This is a genomic window from Staphylococcus nepalensis, assembly GCF_014635045.1.
Lineage (GTDB): Bacteria > Bacillota > Bacilli > Staphylococcales > Staphylococcaceae > Staphylococcus > Staphylococcus nepalensis.
In genome coordinates this window covers 1-20,950 of the sequence record NZ_BMCF01000004.1, presented here as the reverse complement: position 1 = coordinate 20,950, position 20,950 = coordinate 1, and the positions used below count along the sequence as shown (strand labels likewise).

At 31.1% G+C, this 20,950-nt stretch carries 22 protein-coding genes and 2 pseudogenes; 17 read left to right on the top strand and 7 right to left on the bottom strand.

All coding sequences use genetic code 11. From position 1 onward, the window contains the following. Positions 1 to 17 precede the first annotated feature (17 nt). The 5 genes from glnA (at position 18) to IEU88_RS07200 (ending at position 4,150) form a co-directional block, all read left to right on the top strand. Positions 18 to 1,358, top strand: a complete 1,341-nt coding sequence (gene glnA / locus IEU88_RS07220) for a type I glutamate--ammonia ligase (protein ID WP_096809985.1) — start codon at positions 18 to 20, stop codon at positions 1,356 to 1,358. A gap of 420 nt (positions 1,359 to 1,778) precedes the next feature. Then, positions 1,779 to 1,976, top strand: coding sequence for a hypothetical protein (locus tag IEU88_RS07215; protein WP_096809983.1), 198 nt, complete (start codon positions 1,779 to 1,781; stop codon positions 1,974 to 1,976). A gap of 242 nt (positions 1,977 to 2,218) precedes the next feature. Beyond that, on the top strand, positions 2,219 to 2,767 hold the full coding sequence (locus tag IEU88_RS07210; RefSeq protein WP_103373700.1) for a GNAT family N-acetyltransferase: 549 nt from the start codon (positions 2,219 to 2,221) through the stop codon (positions 2,765 to 2,767). 255 nt (positions 2,768 to 3,022) lie between these two features. Continuing rightward, positions 3,023 to 3,436, top strand: coding sequence for an SRPBCC family protein (locus tag IEU88_RS07205; RefSeq protein ID WP_103373699.1), 414 nt, complete (start codon positions 3,023 to 3,025; stop codon positions 3,434 to 3,436). Positions 3,437 to 3,877: 441 nt separating this feature from the next. Further along, positions 3,878 to 4,150: a hypothetical protein gene (locus tag IEU88_RS07200; RefSeq protein ID WP_103373698.1), complete on the top strand. Its 273-nt coding sequence runs from the start codon at positions 3,878 to 3,880 to the stop codon at positions 4,148 to 4,150. Positions 4,151 to 4,913: 763 nt separating this feature from the next. Here IEU88_RS07200 and isaB read toward each other — a convergent pair. Then, a complete protein-coding gene (gene isaB, locus IEU88_RS07195) occupies positions 4,914 to 5,423 on the bottom strand; it encodes an immunodominant staphylococcal antigen IsaB family protein (protein WP_096809978.1) in 510 nt (169 codons plus the stop codon). A 285-nt stretch (positions 5,424 to 5,708) separates the two neighbouring features. Continuing rightward, positions 5,709 to 5,900 (bottom strand): hypothetical protein, encoded by a 192-nt coding sequence (locus IEU88_RS07190; RefSeq protein WP_096809976.1) that lies wholly within the window; start codon positions 5,898 to 5,900, stop codon positions 5,709 to 5,711. A gap of 210 nt (positions 5,901 to 6,110) precedes the next feature. Between IEU88_RS07190 and nucI the strand changes: the two genes are divergently transcribed. Further along, on the top strand, positions 6,111 to 6,641 hold the full coding sequence (nucI, locus tag IEU88_RS07185; RefSeq protein ID WP_096809975.1) for a thermonuclease NucI: 531 nt from the start codon (positions 6,111 to 6,113) through the stop codon (positions 6,639 to 6,641). 107 nt (positions 6,642 to 6,748) lie between these two features. Here nucI and IEU88_RS07180 read toward each other — a convergent pair whose 3' ends face one another. Continuing rightward, positions 6,749 to 7,612, bottom strand: coding sequence for an NERD domain-containing protein (locus IEU88_RS07180; RefSeq protein WP_096809973.1), 864 nt, complete (start codon positions 7,610 to 7,612; stop codon positions 6,749 to 6,751). A gap of 285 nt (positions 7,613 to 7,897) precedes the next feature. On the opposite strand from IEU88_RS07180, the gene IEU88_RS07175 reads away from it, so the two are divergent. Together IEU88_RS07175 and IEU88_RS07170 are read left to right on the top strand one after the other, a co-directional pair. Beyond that, complete coding sequence (locus IEU88_RS07175) at positions 7,898 to 8,344, top strand: sugar phosphate isomerase family (RefSeq protein ID WP_229719048.1); 447 nt, start codon at positions 7,898 to 7,900, stop codon at positions 8,342 to 8,344. 111 nt (positions 8,345 to 8,455) lie between these two features. Then, on the top strand, positions 8,456 to 9,049 hold the full coding sequence (locus IEU88_RS07170; RefSeq protein WP_103372566.1) for a hypothetical protein: 594 nt from the start codon (positions 8,456 to 8,458) through the stop codon (positions 9,047 to 9,049). A 93-nt stretch (positions 9,050 to 9,142) separates the two neighbouring features. Here the strand turns inward: IEU88_RS07170 and IEU88_RS07165 are convergent, their stop codons facing one another. After that, positions 9,143 to 10,510: an aspartate kinase gene (locus IEU88_RS07165; RefSeq protein ID WP_096823874.1), complete on the bottom strand. Its 1,368-nt coding sequence runs from the start codon at positions 10,508 to 10,510 to the stop codon at positions 9,143 to 9,145. Positions 10,511 to 10,702: 192 nt separating this feature from the next. Here IEU88_RS07165 and IEU88_RS07160 point away from each other — a divergent pair, with 192 nt between their 5' ends. The 5 genes and pseudogenes from IEU88_RS07160 (at position 10,703) to tnpA (ending at position 15,534) form a co-directional block, all read left to right on the top strand. Then, positions 10,703 to 11,986, top strand: coding sequence for a homoserine dehydrogenase (locus IEU88_RS07160; RefSeq protein ID WP_103372567.1), 1,284 nt, complete (start codon positions 10,703 to 10,705; stop codon positions 11,984 to 11,986). Positions 11,987 to 11,991: 5 nt separating this feature from the next. After that, complete coding sequence (gene thrC, locus IEU88_RS07155; protein ID WP_103372568.1) at positions 11,992 to 13,053, top strand: threonine synthase; 1,062 nt, start codon at positions 11,992 to 11,994, stop codon at positions 13,051 to 13,053. Between the two features lies 1 nt (position 13,054). Further along, on the top strand, positions 13,055 to 13,975 hold the full coding sequence (gene thrB / locus IEU88_RS07150) for a homoserine kinase (RefSeq protein WP_096809964.1): 921 nt from the start codon (positions 13,055 to 13,057) through the stop codon (positions 13,973 to 13,975). A gap of 45 nt (positions 13,976 to 14,020) precedes the next feature. After that, positions 14,021 to 14,824, top strand: a complete 804-nt coding sequence (locus IEU88_RS07145) for a Cof-type HAD-IIB family hydrolase (RefSeq protein WP_096823872.1) — start codon at positions 14,021 to 14,023, stop codon at positions 14,822 to 14,824. Positions 14,825 to 15,068: 244 nt separating this feature from the next. Further along, positions 15,069 to 15,534, top strand: a pseudogene (gene tnpA, locus IEU88_RS07140) (IS200/IS605 family transposase). Positions 15,535 to 16,046: 512 nt separating this feature from the next. Here tnpA and IEU88_RS07135 read toward each other — a convergent pair. After that, on the bottom strand, positions 16,047 to 16,685 hold the full coding sequence (locus IEU88_RS07135) for an HD domain-containing protein (RefSeq protein WP_103372569.1): 639 nt from the start codon (positions 16,683 to 16,685) through the stop codon (positions 16,047 to 16,049). Between the two features lie 199 nt (positions 16,686 to 16,884). Here IEU88_RS07135 and IEU88_RS07130 point away from each other — a divergent pair, with 199 nt between their 5' ends. The 3 genes and pseudogenes from IEU88_RS07130 to IEU88_RS07120 all read left to right on the top strand — a co-directional run bounded on the left by IEU88_RS07130 (position 16,885) and on the right by IEU88_RS07120 (position 18,493). Continuing rightward, entirely contained in the window at positions 16,885 to 17,337 is a 453-nt protein-coding gene (locus IEU88_RS07130; protein WP_103372570.1) for a MarR family winged helix-turn-helix transcriptional regulator, read from the top strand. A gap of 17 nt (positions 17,338 to 17,354) precedes the next feature. Continuing rightward, positions 17,355 to 17,861 (top strand): GNAT family N-acetyltransferase, encoded by a 507-nt coding sequence (locus tag IEU88_RS07125; RefSeq protein ID WP_103372571.1) that lies wholly within the window; start codon positions 17,355 to 17,357, stop codon positions 17,859 to 17,861. A gap of 15 nt (positions 17,862 to 17,876) precedes the next feature. Continuing rightward, positions 17,877 to 18,493: pseudogene (locus IEU88_RS07120) on the top strand (FMN-binding negative transcriptional regulator). A gap of 273 nt (positions 18,494 to 18,766) precedes the next feature. On the opposite strand, the gene IEU88_RS07115 reads toward IEU88_RS07120, so the two are convergent. Continuing rightward, complete coding sequence (locus IEU88_RS07115; RefSeq protein WP_103373412.1) at positions 18,767 to 19,903, bottom strand: MFS transporter; 1,137 nt, start codon at positions 19,901 to 19,903, stop codon at positions 18,767 to 18,769. 12 nt (positions 19,904 to 19,915) lie between these two features. After that, positions 19,916 to 20,677, bottom strand: a complete 762-nt coding sequence (locus IEU88_RS07110) for an MBL fold metallo-hydrolase (protein WP_103373413.1) — start codon at positions 20,675 to 20,677, stop codon at positions 19,916 to 19,918. 117 nt (positions 20,678 to 20,794) lie between these two features. Between IEU88_RS07110 and IEU88_RS07105 the strand changes: the two genes are divergently transcribed. Beyond that, the coding region (locus IEU88_RS07105) for an Lrp/AsnC family transcriptional regulator (protein ID WP_188350416.1) at positions 20,795 to 20,950 on the top strand (156 nt) is incomplete at its 3' end.

The window sequence follows — 20,950 nt, the reverse complement described above, 5'->3', positions numbered from 1 at the left end:
TAATGGGGGACATTATAATGGCAAAACGTTCATTTACAAAGGAAGACATTCACAAGTTCGCTAAGGAAGAAAATGTCAGGTACTTACGTTTACAATTTACTGACATTTTAGGTGTAATTAAAAACGTAGAAGTGCCAGTTAGCCAATTAGAAAAAGTTTTAGATAATCAAATGATGTTTGATGGATCTTCAATCGAAGGCTTTGTGCGTATTGAAGAATCAGACATGTATTTATATCCAGATTTAGACACTTGGGTTATTTTCCCGTGGACAGCTGGTCAAGGCAAAGTGGCTCGTCTAATCTGTGATGTATATAAAACAGACGGTACACCATTTGAAGGTGACCCACGCGCAAACTTAAAACGTGTATTAAAAAATATGCAAGACTTAGGTTTTTCTGAGTTAAATTTAGGACCTGAGCCAGAATTCTTCTTATTCAAATTAGATGAGAAAGGTGAACCAACATTAGAATTAAATGATAATGGCGGTTATTTCGACCTTGCACCTACAGATTTAGGTGAAAACTGTCGTCGTGACATTGTTTTAGAGTTAGAAGATATGGGCTTCGATATTGAAGCAAGTCACCATGAAGTGGCACCAGGTCAACATGAAATTGATTTTAAATACGCAGATGCAATCACTGCATGTGATAACATTCAAACGTTCAAATTAGTTGTCAAAACAATCGCACGTCAACATAATCTACATGCAACTTTCATGCCAAAACCGTTATTCGGTGTAAATGGAAGCGGAATGCACTTTAATATGTCACTATTTAAAGGTAAAGAAAATGCCTTTTATGATCCTGAAGGTGATATGCAAATGACTAAAGATGCTTACCACTTTATTGCCGGAATTCTTAAAAATGCACGCGGTTTAACAGGTGTATGTAATCCTTTAGTTAATTCTTATAAACGTTTAGTTCCAGGTTATGAAGCGCCTTGCTATATTGCTTGGAGTGGTAAAAACCGTTCTCCATTAATACGTGTACCAACTTCACGTGGTTTATCAACACGTGTGGAAGTCCGTTCTGTTGACCCTGCAGCTAATCCATACTTAGCATTAGCAGCTATCTTGCAAGCAGGCTTAGATGGTATTGAAAATAAATTAGAAGTACCTGAACCCGTAAATCAAAATATTTATGAAATGAATCGTGAAGAACGTGAAGCAGTGGGTATTCAAGATTTACCTTCAACTTTATATACAGCTATCAAAGCGATGAGAGAAAATGATTCTATTAAAGAAGCTTTAGGTAACCATATTTATAATCAATTTATCAATTCTAAATCAATTGAGTGGGATTATTACAGGACCCAAGTTTCTGAATGGGAAAGAGAACAATATTTAAAACAATACTAGGTGCTAAGCAAAAGGGGCAAAACACTAGTAATATCAGCAATCCGAATCTTCTTCTATACGAATAAATTCGGATTGCTTTTTTTGCGCCTTTTTTTATCAATATTAGTATTTGGGGGCAATTTGTATGTGCAAATTTTACAATACTTCTTTGTCTTGAATAATTTTTTCTAATTTTCTGCACCTACCTTTGTTTGTATAAGTGGTTTAGATTGTATTTATGTGTCATGTTAAAAATATGTATTTTTAACATATTTATTAGATTCTAAATCATGCGTGATATGTAATATAATTTTGAAAAATAAGATTAAATTCATTGATAAAGTGTATAATGTATATATGTTTGGAATTATTTTTTAATCATGAGATTTTGTGTTTTTTAAATAATAGAAATATACAATTACAAAAAGGGGATGTATTTAAATGCAAGAAATAAAATTAAGCACTATCAAAGCACATTCTTTAAAAGAATTAGAAAGTAGCATCAACGCATATTTAAAAGATGAAGAAGTTTCAGAATATAAATTATTAAATAGTACAATACGTGAAATCGAAGAGCGCACATTTTCATCGGATGAAGAAGAATTTCATGCGATATTAACTTTTATTAAAGAAATTTAATCAAAAACCATTTTTAAACTGTTGTGTTTGCGGTTTATAAAGCGACTCGGATTGAATAAAGCGCGTGTTAACGCGTTGACTTATTATAACAACCATAATCCATAGCTATATTTGAGACTAAGAAGTTATTTATATCTTAGTCTCTTGTTTTATGTACAACATTTATATTTTTTAGCATAATGCTAAATGATTTTAAAAACACAAGTTTTAATTTGATCGGAGTTATAAGGAGTTAGATAATGATGAAATATTTTAAATTACAGATGCTAAGAGATCAATTAGATCATATACCAGATTACGGATTACCCAATGGTTATAAAATTCGCCATTTTCAAAAAGGTGAACAATTAAAATGGGCTAATGTAGAAACAAGCGTTAACGAATTTAATACTATAAACCAAGCGTTATGCCATTTTAATGATGAATTTGGTCCCTACTTAGACCAAATGGAACAACGATGTTTATTTATAGAAAATGCTAAAGGAGAAGTCATTGGCACTGCAACCGCTTGGTACGGACGATTAACAGATGAACGCCATACAATGGGTCGTATTCACTGGGTAGCAATCATACCTGAATACCAAGGCAAGCATTTATCTAAACCACTATTATCTGCCACAATGAAACTTATAGCCAAATATCATAACCAAGTTTATTTAACTTCTCAAACGACGAGTTACCAAGCGATTAATATGTATCTTGATTTTGGTTTTAGACCGATTCATTTAGATGAGCATTTTTATGAAGCTTGGTCATTATTAGAAGAAAAATTAAATAGGACTATTTTATAATCCATCAATGAAGGTTTTAAAAAGATATAGTTTCACCAAATACAGTTTTGTCTAAAGAAAAATACAATATTTAATTTTGATAAGTTTAATAGATAAGTTTTTTAAAATTATTTTTTATAAATAGAATAATAATAGGGAAATAGTATGGTTTTTGAAAGAAGTATTATATATTTAAATAAAATAACTATGCTGAATATAACACTAAAAGGTGTTACATCAAACACGGAGGTGTCATAGATAAACAATAGTAACAAAATGTCACAAATAGAAAAAGTAGTTATGCTCAAAGCAAGTAAAGATAAAGTTTGGCACGCCATTTCAACATCAGAAGGTATAACTTCTTGGTGGATGCCAAATGATTTTGAAGCTAAGTTAGGCAAAGAATTTACGCTTTACGCTGGAGAATATGGGGCATCCCCATGTAAAGTAACAGAACTAAACCCTAAAGATAGCTTAAGTTTTGATTGGGGAAAAGATTGGACCGTAACATTCCAACTTAAACAAATAGATGATAGTACAACAGAATTTATACTGATACATTCTGGTTGGGATGAAGAAAAAGAAACAGAGTTTGGCCAACCACACTCTGTTGTACAAGGATTTATGGATGACGGCTGGGAAGAAATAGTGAAGATGAACCTTCCTAAGTATCTAAATGCTAATGAATAATACAAAAACTATAATGTGTTTCAAGCAATGGTGGAGCCCCAACGTCGTAAAATAATAAAATTACATGCAGATAACGAAATATCCATTAAATCAATCACTGAAGATTTTAATATATCTATTTTACTTTTGGATGCGTAGAGCTAAATTTATGAAAATGTAAAAAGCGTACGTTTGGTTACTGTTCACTGTATGGTTTAACTTTTTTTGAGCAATACGTAGGCTGAAGGTAGGGCGTTTGCTTATTATTTAATTTAGAAAATAAACTTTTTCTAAAACCAAAATTTTAGTTTTATGTGTTTAATATACTTTTTTGAGGTTATTGAATTTATAAGCAGAATATGTAAGTTGTATTCTTATAAATGTTAGGCATCGTACCATGTTCTGGTGTGTTTAAATAAATGGTATACGCAGATAGAAACACTATACTATAGGAGGGATTTGATGGATTTTATTATTACAATCGTAATAGGTGTAATCGTTGGGGTGACATTTTCAATTTGGTTAACTAATAATAAAATGACTAACCTTATTATTAGCACGATTTCAGCAGTAATTGGCGCATTCATTGGAGTAACCATGTTAAATTCTACAGGTGAGGCTATATCAAACTCGACAGCCATGTTCTTTATTATCCCAACGCTTGTTGGTTCTGTTTGCCTGACTTTACTTGTTTTATTTATTATTGAAACGAGTAAAGATATTGTGAGAAATTAATTATGTTACATTGTTGTGTCAATGTAACAAATAAACATTCATATTAAGTAGTATTGTAAATGACTTTTCAAATAACTATGGTCATACTATATAAAGTTTAATTTAAATCAGACAGTTTTTTCTAATTGGGATTACACTTGCAGTTCATATGCCAGGCACAACCCTCATATTCAGTTGCTGAGTAATTTAAGCTTAAAAAATGATAGCAATTATACTATAGGTATACAAAATTTAATGTAAAGGCAACGTCTTTTGGACGGCACTCATATAGGACGACATGCAGTAGCATGTTGTCCTTTTTACGATAACTTTATAAACGCTCAATTAATGATGAGAATGGTGTAATAGCTGTTAGGACATACTTAATTATATTAAAATTAAAGATTTTAAATTCTGTTTAATATATTGAAATTTATCGGAAGCGGACATGTTTCTAAAGGATTAACATAATCGTTTTTGATCACTGCAAACATCAGTTGGTATATCAAAAAGAGGGTTAAAAAGCGACAGTTATTCTAATTCATATCATGATCACAGCAGCACGTAATTGGGTTGTCACATCATATGTATATTACCTTTGCAAACCTGAAGATGAGATGAGCAAATAGGCGGCTAAACTACAAATGAAAGCCCTCACTAATTAACGATAGCGAGGGGCGGTGCGTGGCGTACAGATATGTTTGTTAATTGCATTATATAGTGAGTAACAATGTAAAATATTTGTTTGTGAAGTGTCATTAGCGTTGATTTATAAAGTGAACTATTAAGAAACCACAGCACTTGTTACATAACCATCACTGACATGGAAAACAATATTACCGTCGCCAACTTGGTATCCATAAAGTCCGTCACTACTAGTTTCTTTATCTCCATTTATTGGCTGTTGGTACTTATAATTTTCACCATACTGCACACGTATATCTTTTAAACTTACTGATTTATTTTGTATACTAAATGTTACACTATTTGCGGTTTTACCATTTGTTTGCTGAAAAGTTTGATCGTAAATCACCTTACTGCTAGATCCAGAATGGTACTTGCTGTTGACTTTAATTTCATTAAATGTCATATTTCCAGCTTTTAACCCATTAAAAAAAGATTGATCTAATACAAAATCACCACCCTCTGAAGTATATCCACTATAAGTATACCAAGGTTGCGTCGTTATTGCTTGCGCTTCGTTATGTGATTCTTCTTCATTAGAAATATTTATACCTAATGCAGTTCCAAGCGTAACCGTACCTGCTACAAAAATCTTTGAAATTTTATTCATACTATATCACTCCAAATAGAAATTTTGAATCACATTACGATTCAGTTACACTATAACAAAATATTACAAGTAATGTGTATATTTACTTTTTTGATAAAAGTTTAATGGAAGCAATTAAAATACTACTATATTAAAGTAGGCTATTTAATGAAAGGAAAATTGGAAGTAGAAAAAATGCTGAAGTATAATAAACAATCATAGACAAAGTATGTTTACAAAACTATAATAATATTATGTTAACTAGATGCCAAAAAAACTGCCGACTCAATTGTGCGGCAGGAAATACTATTTTTTCTTAATTTTAGTTACAATAACTTGAATGACAAAGACAATAAATCCAATGAAAATGCCTAGAAATATAGCTACAGCGGCTGACACAAGGGGAGGAAATTGATATTGGTATTGTAATATCAATCCAACGATGATTGCTATAACAATTGCAATAACTGTAATCATGTTTTCTTTAAATATGCTCAAGTGTTTCACTCCTATCGTTGTTTATTATAGCACGAGAAAACAGATAAGATAAAATAAATTACCATCATATTATTTAACAATCATGTAGACATTATAAAGTAGTAAATATTTATTGCGTAAATAATACATTTGTTTTTGTATAGCTATCTTGACGTATAGTTTTATATTCTATATGATAATTTGGAATATGCTTAAGGAGTAGGTGCAACAATGAAATCGACAAAGAAAATCACTATATTAGTTGTGAGTATCGTTATTTTAGGTGTTCTCGTATTTCAATTTATCAATGGCACCGGCCCGTTTTCATTCAATGATTCAAATGATGCTTCTGGTCCAGAACAAACTGAAACAGTACATGTAGAGCGTGTGGTAGATGGTGACACGCTTGTAGCAAGAAGTAATGATAACGAACAAATGAGAGTGAGGTTAATAGGCATAGATACGCCAGAAACGGTTAAACCTAACACGTCTGTGCAGCCATATGGAGAGGCAGCTTCTGGTTACTCTAAAGCACATTTAACTGATAAAGATATACATTTAGAATATGATAAAGAAAAAGAAGACCATTATGGGCGAACACTTGCTTACGTTTGGTTAGATAAAGAAACACTATTTAACGAAGAACTAGTAAGAAAAGGATTGGCTAGAGAAAAATATTATGCTCCAAATGGCAAATATAGAGACTTATTTGAAAAGGCGGAACAAGAAGCAAAAAATAATAAAGAAAATATTTGGAGTTAATTTAATTTTTACTATTTTAAAATATAAAAAAGGCTAGTGGCTCAACTTTTAAAATTGAGTACTAGCCTTTTTCAATTAATAATTTAGAGTGTTTTATTAATATTTAATTAATGAAAATGTGAAAGTAATGCATTATATTGTTCTTCAGACAATGATTCAGGTGCATGAGTCACAGTTTCACCAATGACTTCTTTTAGTGAGGATTTAGAAGACACTGTTTCTACAAAATCTTGTCTTTCTGTAGGGCCATCAATTAAATTTACACTTCCATCTGTGAAGTAAACTAAACCGATGTTATGGATTCTATGATTTAATTTTTCTGCAATTCTATCTTCTAATGCTTTTGTATTTTTTGAAGATTGTTCATATGGGTCGTAATTATAAAAATCATACGTAACAGAATTGTTTCTGATTCTTTCAATAAATGTGTACGTTGTAGGGCGCGTTGATTGGAATTGACTATGAAATTGATCAGCTATATAACGGCCTACAGTTTGGTTTACAGTATCTTCCTGATTATTTTCTAACGCAGTAGATGGATCCACAGTGAAATGGTAAAATGTCTTTTGTTTCCAGTTTTTCACATTAATATTAAATAAACCTTTTTCTGTAATGACAATATAATCAAATGCTCTAGCATATTCAAATAATGGATGTTTAACAGCTAAGTTACCAGTGGTAATAATATCAAAGAATGAAATGGCCCCTTCTTTTTGATATTGTGATAATATCTCTTGTAATTCTTGTTTTGCTTTTCTTAAACCATGATGATGCGTGTCATTACTAGCATTTTTTTCAAGCATTTGGTTTTTCAAGTACGTGTTTTCACGAGTGATGAGACTTATTTTATTTACTAATTGGTCTTTAGCATAAGTTTCAGTTTCAAGTTTATGATTCATCACTCTTCGTTCTATAATAATAACTAAAATTAGTATTACAATAATAATTGCTAAAATAATCGGAAAAAACATTGATATCATCCTAATCTTAATAATTTTTTAACAAAGTATATTTTACTCTTTTATTTCTATTAGCACAAATACTATTAACTAATTAATAGTGGGTGATAAGCATACAGTTTTAATCTTAAATTATAAGGTGTAATGGCCTATAATTCAAGGTGAAGTAGCGTGCATTTAAAAAATGAAATAAGCCACAAATATAAAGAAGTAACTAGCGCTTATTTAGGTAATACGTATATTATGTACTACATTTATTTTCGAAAAATCTATTTGGAGGACAAAGATTTGACTACTATGAAAAAATATATTAACTATACTATCGAAAATATAAATAATAATGAAGTGATTGCATTTGATAATCATCCAGTATCTTATAAAATCATTGATGAACTATATGAAGCGCATACCAAAATTTCAATCATTAGTTTTTCGACAGATATTATAAAATACGTGGCAAAATATACAAATTTTAATATTATTATGCCTAACGGAAAAGTAAACAACGCTTTACATATTATTACTGGTCCTGATGTTAACCAAACATTTGAGAAGTATCATATTCGTTATTATTTCGCTACTGCCCCATATATGGTAGATAATGCATTATATCAAACTTTGCCAGAAATTGCTGAAATTCAACTAGCGATATCTAATAGTACTCAAGAATTATTACTTGTTAATAGACCAGATACTTTAAAGCAACAAGATAGACAAGACTATAGCTATATTGGTAAATTTTAAATAAATTTGTGTTTGGTTTCACAATTTTAAATATTTTACGTTGAAAAATAAACTTACTAATACTATAATAATTGTTAATGGAAACGCTTACTTTTGATTGGAGGTACAGATTTGGCAGTTAGTAATAGTAGTAAAATTAAAGACGTTGTAAATAATTTAACTGAAAATGTACCTGATTTGTTTAAATATAATGGTGAAATTGCGAAACAACTTTTTCTTCATGATGAATTTAACTTAAACGATAAGGTTGATATCAGTGTGGAAAGGAAATTTCTTGGTGAAGTTCTAAAGTTCATACCTAAAGATAGTATAATAAAGTTACATGACGGTAAAAATGAGACACCTGACTTTTCAAACGTTCATTTTTCAGATGTGACCCATGCTAATATATATGCAGATGATGAATTAGTAATGACAGTTATTGTTTATGACGTCGAAAACGATGAATGGATGTTTAGATGGAATCACAACATTCGTTTACCTGAAAAACATATTTATTTCCATTCTATTAAGTGGGATGTCGATTACATTAAACCAGAAATTGTTTTAATGTACGAGTTATTAGATCCGATTGATTATCATCAATTGCCTAATTACAGAAATGTCATAGATTCATTAAGTTATTATCAATTTGTTATTTTACGTTTAGTGGTTGGAGACGAACGTATCAATCAAGCACTTATTTCTGAGAACAGAGCCATTTAAAAATCCTTCAAATCATTCAATAGTATTCATCAGCTTTCAAATGAAACTATACGATTTGAAGGATTTTGCTTTTTATTTTTTACATGCTGTTATTTAAACGTTTAAACATTTTTTAGTATAACAATATTCATAAGTCGCATTTACTGCTCTTTCAGCATCAGTTACATCAATACCAAACATCATAGAAATTTCTGACGCACCTTGGTTCATCATTTTTAGATTGATATTAGCTTCTGCAAGTGCATGCGTAATCGTGTTAGCTGTGCCAACAATTCTATGCATACCTTCCCCAACTACCATTAATACTGCTAAGTCATGTTCAATGCTTAATTCGTCAACATCACAATGCTTACGTATATCATTAAGTACTTTTTCTTCTTTGTTCTGTATTTCTTTTGAACGCATAATGATACTGATGTTATCAATACCTGATGGCATATGGTCAAATGAAATATCGTAATCTTCTAACACTGCCAATATTTTACGTGTGAAACCAATTTGTCTATTCATTAGATATTTTTTAATATTTAACACTGTAAAATCTTTATCGCAACTAATACCACTTACGACACTCGTTGAATCGATTTCTCTATCATGTCTAATATACGTTCCAGTATCGTTCGGTTTATTTGTATTTTTAATTACCACTGGGATTCTATCTTTATGCAATGGTTGTAACGCTTCATCATGAAACACACCGAATCCTGCATAGGATAACTCTCGCATTTCGCGATAAGTAATTTCATTAATAACTTCAGGATTTTTTACAATAGAAGGGTTAGCTTTAAAAATACCAGAAACATCAGTGAAGTTTTCATATAAATCTGCTCTGACACCTCTAGCTACAATTGCCCCAGTAATATCTGAACCTCCGCGTGGGAATGTAACTACGTAATTTTGTCTTGAAATACCGAAAAATCCTGGGATGATTAATTTTTCTTTATACGATCTTAGGTTATAAAGTGTTTCATATGATTGGTCTAAAATTTGAGCATTTTGTGGTAAATCCGTAACAGTAATACCAGCTTCTCCAGGAGAAACATAACGTGTTGGTATGCCTTGACTATTATTGTATTCTGCAATCAGTTGAGCATTAAAGTTTTCGCCACATGAAAGCAATGCGTCTAATAACCTTGAAGGTTTGTTTTTTAATGTATTGATATAGTTTTCTAATGTTTCGTCTATTGTTTTTAATAAAGTATGGCTCATATTAAGTTCGTCAATAATATCAGCGTAGCGTTGAACGATTTCTTCTTTTTTAGAAACGTGATCCAATTGTTCTATTACTTTTTCATATAGACGAATCAATAAATCGGTTGTTTTTACATCCTCTTTATACCTTTTTCCTGGTGCTGATACAACTACAATTTTTCTTGCTTCATCTGAATTAACGATGTCTAATACTTTTTTAATTTGTTCTGCATTGGAAACAGAACTTCCTCCAAATTTTGATACTTTCATAATGTCATACAACCTTTCTAAAAAATCAGAAAATTTAGTTTAGTTTTTATCACAGGAGTGATAATATAAATATACGCTTTTAATATTCATAGGCTTTACAAAAAGAATGAATGAATTTATACTATACCATATTCAAGTATTTTTCAACTGTACAATTGTATTTTTTAGAAGAACAAACGGAGGAATGAAGACATGAAAGAATTAAACGTAGCACTACTTGGTTTAGGAACTGTAGGTTCTGGTGTAGTAAAAATAATAGAAGAAAATAGAGAACAAATTAAAGACACTATGAATAAGGACATTAATATTAGACATATTTTAGTCCGTGATAAGACTAGACAAAGACCTATTAATGTTTCGAAATATCATTTAACTGAAAATATTGATGACATATTAAATGACACTTCAATTGATATTGTTGTCGAAGTACTTGGGGGAGTTGAACCCACAGTAGAATGGTTGAAACGTGCGTTAAGCCAAAAGAAACATGTTATTACAGCTAACAAAGATTTATTAGCTGTAAATTTAAATGAATTAGAGAGTTTAGCGCAAGAAAACGACGTTGCCTTAAAATATGAAGCAAGTGTTGCGGGCGGCATTCCAATTGTAAATGCTATAAACAATGGCTTAAATGCCAATAATATTAGTAAGTTTATGGGTATTTTAAATGGAACATCTAACTTTATATTAAGTAAGATGACACACGAAAAAACGTCATTCGAAGATGCTTTAGCAGAGGCACAACGCTTAGGATTTGCTGAAGCAGATCCGACTGATGATGTTGAAGGTATTGATGCAGCTAGAAAAGTTGTCATCACTTCATATCTATCATTCAATCAAGTAATTAATTTAGATGAGGTAGATAGACATGGTATTAGTGACGTGACATTGTCAGATATTAAAGTTGCAGACCAACTTGGCTATAAAATCAAATTAATAGGTAAAGGGACGTATGAAAATGCTCAAGTAAACGCATCCGTGGCGCCAACGTTCATCAATAAGGACCATCAGCTTGCAGCAGTTGAAGATGAGTTCAATGCGATTTATGTGATTGGCGATGCAGTCGGGGAAACGATGTTCTATGGTAAAGGCGCAGGTAGTTTAGCTACTGGTAGTGCGGTAGTAAGTGATTTATTAAATGTCACGTTTAATTTTGATACTAACTTGCATACGTTGCCACCTCATTTTGAATTAAAAACAGAAAAGACAAAAGAAATGATGAACGATGAAGAAGAGACTATTACAATTAAAGGTAAAGAAAGTTATTATGTTGTAGTACAAACAGATGGTGAAGATATAAATCAAGTAGAAACATTATTAAAAGGAGAATTACCTGTACACAAATCATTAACTGTGGCTGAACGTGATGCTCGTACTGCCGGTATAGTTGTTATTGGTGTTGATGAGTCACCAGTATCTGCTATTAAAGAATCAGGTTATGTTGTTCAGAAAATCTACCCAGTTGAAGGAGTTTAAAATTTATGAAAAATTGGCAAGGACTTGTAGAAGAATTTAAAGCGTATTTACCAGTTACATCTGATACCCCTAAAGTGAGCTTGAATGAAGGCCAAACCCCTTTAATTTATTGTAAAAATATGTCAGAAATGCTGGGTATTGAATTACATGTGAAATACGAAGGAGCTAATCCAACAGGATCCTTTAAAGATAGAGGTATGGTTATGGCTATGGCCAAAGCGAAAGAGGAAGGCAAAAAAATTGTTATTTGTGCTTCTACTGGTAACACTTCTGCTTCCGCAGCTGCATATGCTGCAAGAGCAGGTTTGAAAGCAATCGTAGTCATTCCAGAAGGCAAAATTGCTTTAGGTAAATTGTCTCAAGCAGTGATGTACGGTGCTGAAATTGTTTCTATAGAAGGGAATTTTGATGAAGCACTCGAAATTGTACAAGAAGTTGCAAAAAATGGTGAGATTGCACTCGTTAATTCTGTTAATCCATACCGTATTGAAGGACAAAAAACAAGTGCATTTGAAGTAATCCAACAATTAGATGGTCAAGCACCTGATATTTTATCCATCCCAGTTGGCAATGCGGGTAACATTTCTGCCTATTGGAAAGGCTTTAAAGAGTATCATGATGCACATGGCACACAATTACCTAATTTATATGGTTTTCAAGCTGAAGGCGCATCGCCTATTGTACAAAATAAAGTAGTTAAAGAGCCAGATACAGTTGCTACTGCAATTAGAATTGGTAACCCAGCAAGTTGGGATAAAGCAACGAGTGCGTTGGAAGAATCTGAAGGCTTAATAGATAGTGTCACAGACGAAGAAATTTTAGAAGCGTATCAATTAATGGCTAGAAAAGAAGGCGTGTTCAGTGAACCTGCTAGTAATGCTTCAATTGCAGGTTTAATTAAGCTACATCGTGCAGGTAATTTACCTAAAGGTAAACGTGTCGTATCAGTGCTTACAGGTAATGGATTAAAAGATCCAGATACAGCTATTTCATTATTGGACGATCCAATTAAACCTTTACCAAATGATAGAGAAAGCATTCTAGAATATATTAAAGGAGCACTATAGCATGTGTGAAAGCTTAAGTTTAAAAATCCCGGCATCTACTGCAAATTTAGGTGTCGGTTTTGATTCTATAGGTATGGCATTAAATAAATTTTTATATCTAAATGTACAAATCAATAATAGTGATAGGTGGTCATTTAAACATATTGGGCCCAATGTTGAAGGTTTACCAATTGATGAAACACACTATATTTACCAAATTGCACAGCAAGTTGCTAATAGATATGAAGTTACTTTACCTCCCTTAGATATAGAAATGAGGAGTGAAATCCCATTAGCAAGAGGACTAGGCTCGTCTGCTTCTGCATTGGTTGGTGCACTTTACATAGCAAATTACTTTGGAGATATAGAGCTTTCTAAATATGAATTATTGCAGTTAGCTACCGAGTTTGAAGGACATCCTGACAATGTGGCACCGACGATTTATGGAGGGCTCGTATTAGGGTATTATGATCCACAAACGAAAGTGACGGACGTATCGTATATTGATCCACCTAGAGCAGACATGATCATCACAATACCATCTAATGAATTAAGTACTACACTTTCGAGAAATGCATTGCCAGAGACTTTTTCGCATAAGGATGCCGTTAGAAATAGTGCAATTAGTAATACCATGATTAGTGCATTGATTCAACATAACTATGAATTAGCAGGTAAAATGATGGAACAAGATGGTTTTCATGAACCTTATCGTCAACATTTAATTCCTGAATTTCAAACAATTAAACGGATTGCGAAACGGTATCATTCATATGCTACTGTTATCAGTGGCGCAGGACCAACTGTTTTAACAATGATAGCGCCTGAACGAAGCGGAGAATTAGTAAGAGAACTTAAACGTGAATTTATCCATTGTCGTTCAGAACTTGTTACTATTAATGTGACGGGTGTAGAATCTGAAGTATTGTACCAACGTCATTAATTTGTTGTATTATAGTTGAGTAGACGTTGAAAGGAGATTAGGAAGATGGGATATAAGTTAATAGTTATGGATATGGATGATACATTAATGACTTCAGACAATGAAGTGAGTACTGATACGGCCAATTATTTAATTGATATACAACATCAAGGTTATACAGTTGTGCTAGCATCAGGCAGACCAACTGAAGGTATGTTACCAACTGCAAAACGATTAAAACTAGATCAATTTAACAGTTATGTTATAAGTTATAATGGCGGTAAGACAGTAAACGTAGCAAATGAAACAGTTGAAGTTAGTCGTACAGTATCAAAATCAGACTTTGATGAAATTGTAGATTTCTGTAGAGATAACCAATTATTCGTGTTGACTTACCAAGATGGCTATATCGTATATGAAGGTGAACATGAATATATGAATATTGAATCAGAGCTGACAGGTTTACCAATGAAAGCAGTAGATGATTTAAAATCATATATTCAAGAGGATGTACCTAAAGTTATGGGTATTGATTATATTCCTAAAATTACGAGTATTAGAAATGATTTAGCTGGTCATTTTAACGAAACGATTGATGTCACAACAAGTAAACCTTATTTCTTAGAATTTATGGCACAAGGCGTTTCTAAAGGTAATGCAATAACTGATCTTAGTAATAAATTAGGTTTGAATTTATCTCAAGTTATTGGCTTTGGTGATAGTTCAAATGATATATCAATGTTAAAAGTTGTTGGTAAAGCAATCGCTATGGGGAACGCTAATGATGACGTGAAAGCTGTTGCTGATGAAGTGACTTTAACAAATGACTATAACGGTATTCCTTACAGTTTAAAAAAATTATTAAATTAAAATAAATGAAGCATAGCAAGATAGCCAAAGTTTGATATGTGAAGGAATAAGATGCAAATTCCAAAATTTTGCCCCAAAAAGATTTCATTAGTTAGAAATCTTTTGGGGGCTTATTTGTATAAAAGCATAAGCTATGCGTGTGGGTTCGGTATGGTTATACCATTGTATTAAAAATTGCATCTCTTCACGTTAAAATAATATTTAGGCAGCCAACCAAAATTAACACCACGAGGAGATGCAACTTATGTCATCAGACACAAATAGGTTAGCACATACAAAATGGGATTGTAAGTACCCTATAGTCTTCGTACCTAAATATATAAGGACAATTATTTATGGGAAAATCAAGAAAGATATTGGAATAATATTGAGGTAGTTGTGTGAAAGAAAAGGTGTAGAAATTATTGAAGCTGAAGCATGTAAAGACCATATTCATATGTTAGTTAGTATTCCTCCAATATTAAGTGTTTCAAAATTTGTAGGATATTTAAAAGGAAAGAATAGTTTAATGATTTTTGACAGATATGCTCATTTAAAATATAGATAAGGTAATAGAAAAATTGGGTGTAAAGGGTTTTATACGGATACAGTTGGAAGAAACAAAAAATTATATTCGTAATCAATTACAAGAGAATGCCATTGCAGAGCAATTAACACTTGTTGGATATAAAAATCCTTTCACTGGCGAAGAAATTAGGAAGAAAAAATAAACACTCCTTTTAAAGGGTTACTGAGAAAGTAGTCCATTTGGCTGATCTCTTTATATAAGGGGCGACATGAAATGTGGTGTTACTCCTAGAAAGGAGTAGTATTGACTGATTATGAAATGCTAATGCTTGTCATGGCAATTATTAGCTTAGTATTAGTTAGTAAGGCCAACCATAAAAATAACCATCACTAACTTTGGCAAGAAGAAGATGGTTATTTTAATAAAATATCATTTTTAAAGTCACCGTTTTTTAACGGAATTACTGGGGCAGTAAACTTGTGTGTTGTCTCTTTTCTATATATAAATTGCCACAACGTAAAAATATTATCAAATATTTAAGTGGCCATATTCATATCATCTATTTATTATGAGTAGCTAAAATTTATAAATTCTGTCTAGTTTTTTGGCATAAAGCTTTATAAAGTTAAAGGAAACGTCATTTCTATATTATTTCAATAGAATTTGGCGTTTATTCTTTAATTAGAGATATTTATCTCTTGGGCTCTCATTAGTTTAACGCTCCCATTTAGATCTTAAAATACAAGAACAAAAATTATTTTGTGGGTATTCTGGTTCAAAATATTTTATAACATCTGATTTAATATTTCCAAAAGTAGTTTCTGGTTTATGTTTAAACCCGTTATAAAAAGATTCTATTACATCATGTTTAAAATTACCTCTTGGAAATTTATTAACGATTGCTTTTCTAATCTCATCAGAATATTGGTTCCAATTGTCTCCCATAACATCCATTCCCACGCCATGATATAGTAATGCAACATTATTCTCTTTATGTTCTGCGACACCTAAAGTTGTATGTAAAGCGATAGAATCCCAAGCTAATTGTAAATCTCCCTTCTTATAGTTATATGTGGTTAAAAACTGTCTAACAGCGTTAGCCCCATCCACTTCAAACCTTAAATCATCGCTACTATATTTTTCTGTTAATCCTAAATCATGGAACAATGCTGTAATGTATAACAGTTCTTTATCATAAGTTAAATTATCTTGTGTTCCCTTAACTTCTCCAAATAAATAAACTCTATTAGAATGGTTCCATATTAATTCATTACCATATTCTCTAACAATGTTTTGAGCATCTTCTATTATTTTACTATCTGGAACTCTAACTTCGTTAATATTTTTAAGCAAAATAATTCCTCCTTTACTTTTCTAATAGCCTTCCCTACTTTATTTAAATTAACCACATTTTAAAATAATATATAGTGAAATATGGTTATAGATACTTTTTCTCATTTCTCTTCATTTTTCTATCTTTTTTAAGTGTAATTGTGTTAGAATATCACTATGTTAATTTTATTGTAATTGCAATAAAAAGAAAGGGATATTAATGAAAGATATATTAAGAGATATAGGAATTATTGCAAGAGCTTTGGATTCAATAAGTAATATTGAGTTTAAAGACATCAATTTATCAAAAGGACAATTTGTTTATTTAGTTAGAATTTATGAGAACCCAGGTATTATTCAAGAACAATTAGTAGAAATGTTAAAAATTGATAGAGCAACAGCCTCTAGAGCTATTAAGAATATGGAAAATAATGGACTAATCACGAAAAAAAGTCAAAAAGAAAATAAAAAAAACAAATTATTATATGCTACTGAAAAAGGAGAAGAACTTTATTCTTTTATAATTAGAGAGAATGAGCATTCTAATTCTGTGGCTTTAGAAGGGTTAACAGAAACAGAAATTACAACTTTAGTAAAATTGCTAGACAAAGTTAAAAATAATATATCAGAGGATTGGCTTTATGTTAAAAAAGGCAATAAAAGAAACTATTAGAAAATAGGAGGGTAGCGATGATTAGAACATGTAACGAGAGTGATACAGAAGCATTGAAACAAATTGGGAAAAAAACTTTTGGCGAAACCTTTAGGTCTCAAAACAAAAAAGAAAATATTGAAGAATACTTAAAAACAGCTTTTACTTCGGAAAGAATGACTGAAGAGTTAAAAAATCCCAATTCATATTTTTATTTCATTTATTTTGAAAATGAATTAGCCGGTTATTTGAAGCTAAATCTAAGTAATGCACAAACTGAAGAAATTGAAGGTAACAATATAGAAATTGAACGAATTTATATATTGAGGGAATTTCAAAAACATGGATTAGGGAAGGAATTATATAAACAAGCAATAAAACTAGCGAAAGATTTAGAGTGTGAGAATATATGGTTAGGGGTTTGGGAAAAAAATGAAAATGCGATTCAATTTTATAAAAAATTAGGTTTCTATAAAATTGATGAACATGTATTTTTTATGGGAGATGAGAAACAAATTGATTTCATTATGTTAAAAGAATTATAAAAGGGGAGATAATCTATGTACATACCAAATTATTATCAAATTAATGATTATCAGGAAATTAAAAGCTTTATTGAGAAAAATAATTTTGCCGTTATAGTATCGACTGATAATGGATGTCCCATAGCTACACATATTCCTGTTATGATTACAGAGAAGGACAATGATTTATATATTTCTGGTCATTTTGCAAGAGGGAACCAGCAATGGGGAACTATAGACGACAACGATAACATATTAGTGATATTTCAAGGAGCACATAGTTACATATCGTCAACATGGTATCATCAAGAAGATGTTCCGCCTTGGAATTATCAAAGTGTTCATATCTATGGAAAGGGTAAGACTTTAAATGAAGATGAATTAGAAGCAGATCTAGAACAATTATTGGATAAATATGAAAAATATCGTGAAAATGTGCTACGTGGGATAACATGTCAGATAAAACGAAAAAACAGATTAAAGGTATTGTAGGTTTTAAAATTAAAGCAACTAAAATTTTAGCTGCCTACAAGCTAAGCCAAAAACGTAGTGAGAGTGAAAAAAATAATATTATTAATGAGTTGAGTAACTCTAACGAATTGTCAGATAAAAAATTAGCAGAAGAAATGAAAAGAGTCATTCGAAATGATTAAAGAAAAAAACAGCTATATATCTTGATGGTAAAAGAATATAGCTTTTATTAATTTGAAAATACTACAATTTAACCAATAAGTGACCGTAATAACTATTTACTAACTATAGTATATGTCATTTTACTTAATATATAAGGAAGGTTTTACCTAATAAATGAAAAACAACATACATTATTAAGCGTATGTTGTTTTTCTACTATATTATTCAATTTGATTGGTAATGTCATTTACATCAATGCACTAGTCCATTTTTAACCTAAAATATCTATATAGTTATTTTAGGTTTTTGGCATGTAAAAAGTAATATAAAATAAATGTTAATAGAATAATAACCGCAAGGATTTTATACATTCCCGCATAACCTAAAATGGGAATCCCAAATCCTAATATATAAGGTCCTAATCCATTTCCTAAATCCATAAAAATCATAAATGTTGAAGTAGCTAGTCCTACATTTTCTGGTTTAGCTTCACTGACAGCGATCGTTTGAGTGATTGAAGAAATGTTACCAAAACCAAGCCCAATAAATAGACCTGACAATAACATCATCCAGTCATCACTGCTGATACTTAGTAAAAGTAAGCCAACAAAAAAGAATATAAGGGCTGGATACATAATTTTATTTGCTCCATAAATATCAGCAATTTTTCCTGTGAAAGGTCTAGACACTAATACTGAAACTGTATATATTATAAAAAAGAAACTTGCTGCTTGTACTAAATCAATTTGGATTGCGTACAAATTAATGTACGATACTATACCTGAAAAAGAAAATGCACTCAAAAATATAATAAATCCAATTGGTATTGTTGATTTATTCATTAAGTTTTTTATAGATATTTCTTTCTTATTTTCGTTATAAGGCACTTTGATTAAAAATGACATAAGTAAACTTAATATCGCAAAGATTAAACTGGCATAAAAAATATTCATTAAACTAGAATTCTGTGTTAAAGATATTCCAATAAATGGACCGAATCCTGTAGCCAGTGCAGTACTTAACGCAAAATAGCTAATCCCTTCGCCTTTACGCGATTGAGGGATTACTAAGGCAACAATAGTACCTACTATCGTTGTAGTGATACCCGTAGAAAGCCCATGTAATAATCGAACAAACACTAAAAAATATTCGTCTAAGTTCACAAAATATAAAACAATTGATACGAAATAAACCACCATATTTAAAATAAATATTTTCTTCGTTATTTTGATAAATCCAGTGAGTACTCTACCAATTAGCGCACCTACTATGAAAACACTTGCTATAAAGCCCATCATTATACTAGATGAATTATATTCAGTTTGCGCATAATTAGTGATGGTAGAGTTTAGTAAAAAATATACGAGTATCAATAAAAAGTTTATGATAGAATATATCACAAAATCTTTCGACCATATTTTGTTATTCATAATGGCTCCTTTCTACATATGATAACTGTCACCGTCATCTGGGATTAGTACTTGATCTTCTAATCCTTTTTCATTTACAAATTGTTTTAATCTGTTTCTAGATAAATTCCAATGAGTTACTGCTTCCATATGCACTACAATAATTTTTGAATTAGGTGCTTCTTTTGCTACTTTATATACATCATATTCGTTCATAATTAATGAGCTGCCTTCATAAAATTGGTTGTCGCCACCATTTACAATGATAACTTCAGGCTCATAGTGTTTTATTACGTTTTTAATCTTGCTATACCATACGGTATCTCCTGCTATATATAATCTTTGTTCTGTAGGATGATCAAAAATAACGCCACAAACAGAACCAATGATTTCTAAAATTTCACCTCTACCATGCTCACCAGGCGTTTTTATTAGTTTAACACCCTCAAACGTTGTATACTCGGTTAATATTTCTACATCTTTAAAGCCAACACCTTTAATTTCTTCTGCGTCGTTTTCGTCTTGTACAAATACCTTGATATCTTTTGGTAAATGTTTTTGTGCCGTTTCATCAAAATGGTCAATATGCAAATGTGTTAAAATAATCGCGTCAATATCTTTAATGATGTCTTCTAGAGATATAGGTAAGTCGACAAGTGGATTCTCTAACTCTTCTCCAGGAGCATCAGGAAAACTTGCAAAAGACCCTTTTTCGCCTAACATCGGGTCAACTAAAAACTTTTTATCTGCATACTCAATGATGCTTGTAGCATTTCTTATATGTGTTATGTTCATAAATAATTCCTCCAAATTTTTGTATATATTTATCTTAATTGGATGGTCTATGTGTTTAAATATAAATTTCAAAGAGTTTTTAACTAAATACTTGAAAATTGAAAGTGAGTGATAAAAATGGACGAATTAGACAAAAAAATAATTAGCGAATTAAAAAATAACAGTAAAATTTCAATGAAGCATTTAGGAGCAAAAGTAAATCTAACTGGTCAAGCAGCAACAAATAGAGTGAAAAAATTAGAGGATGACAACGTTATTACTGGATACACGATT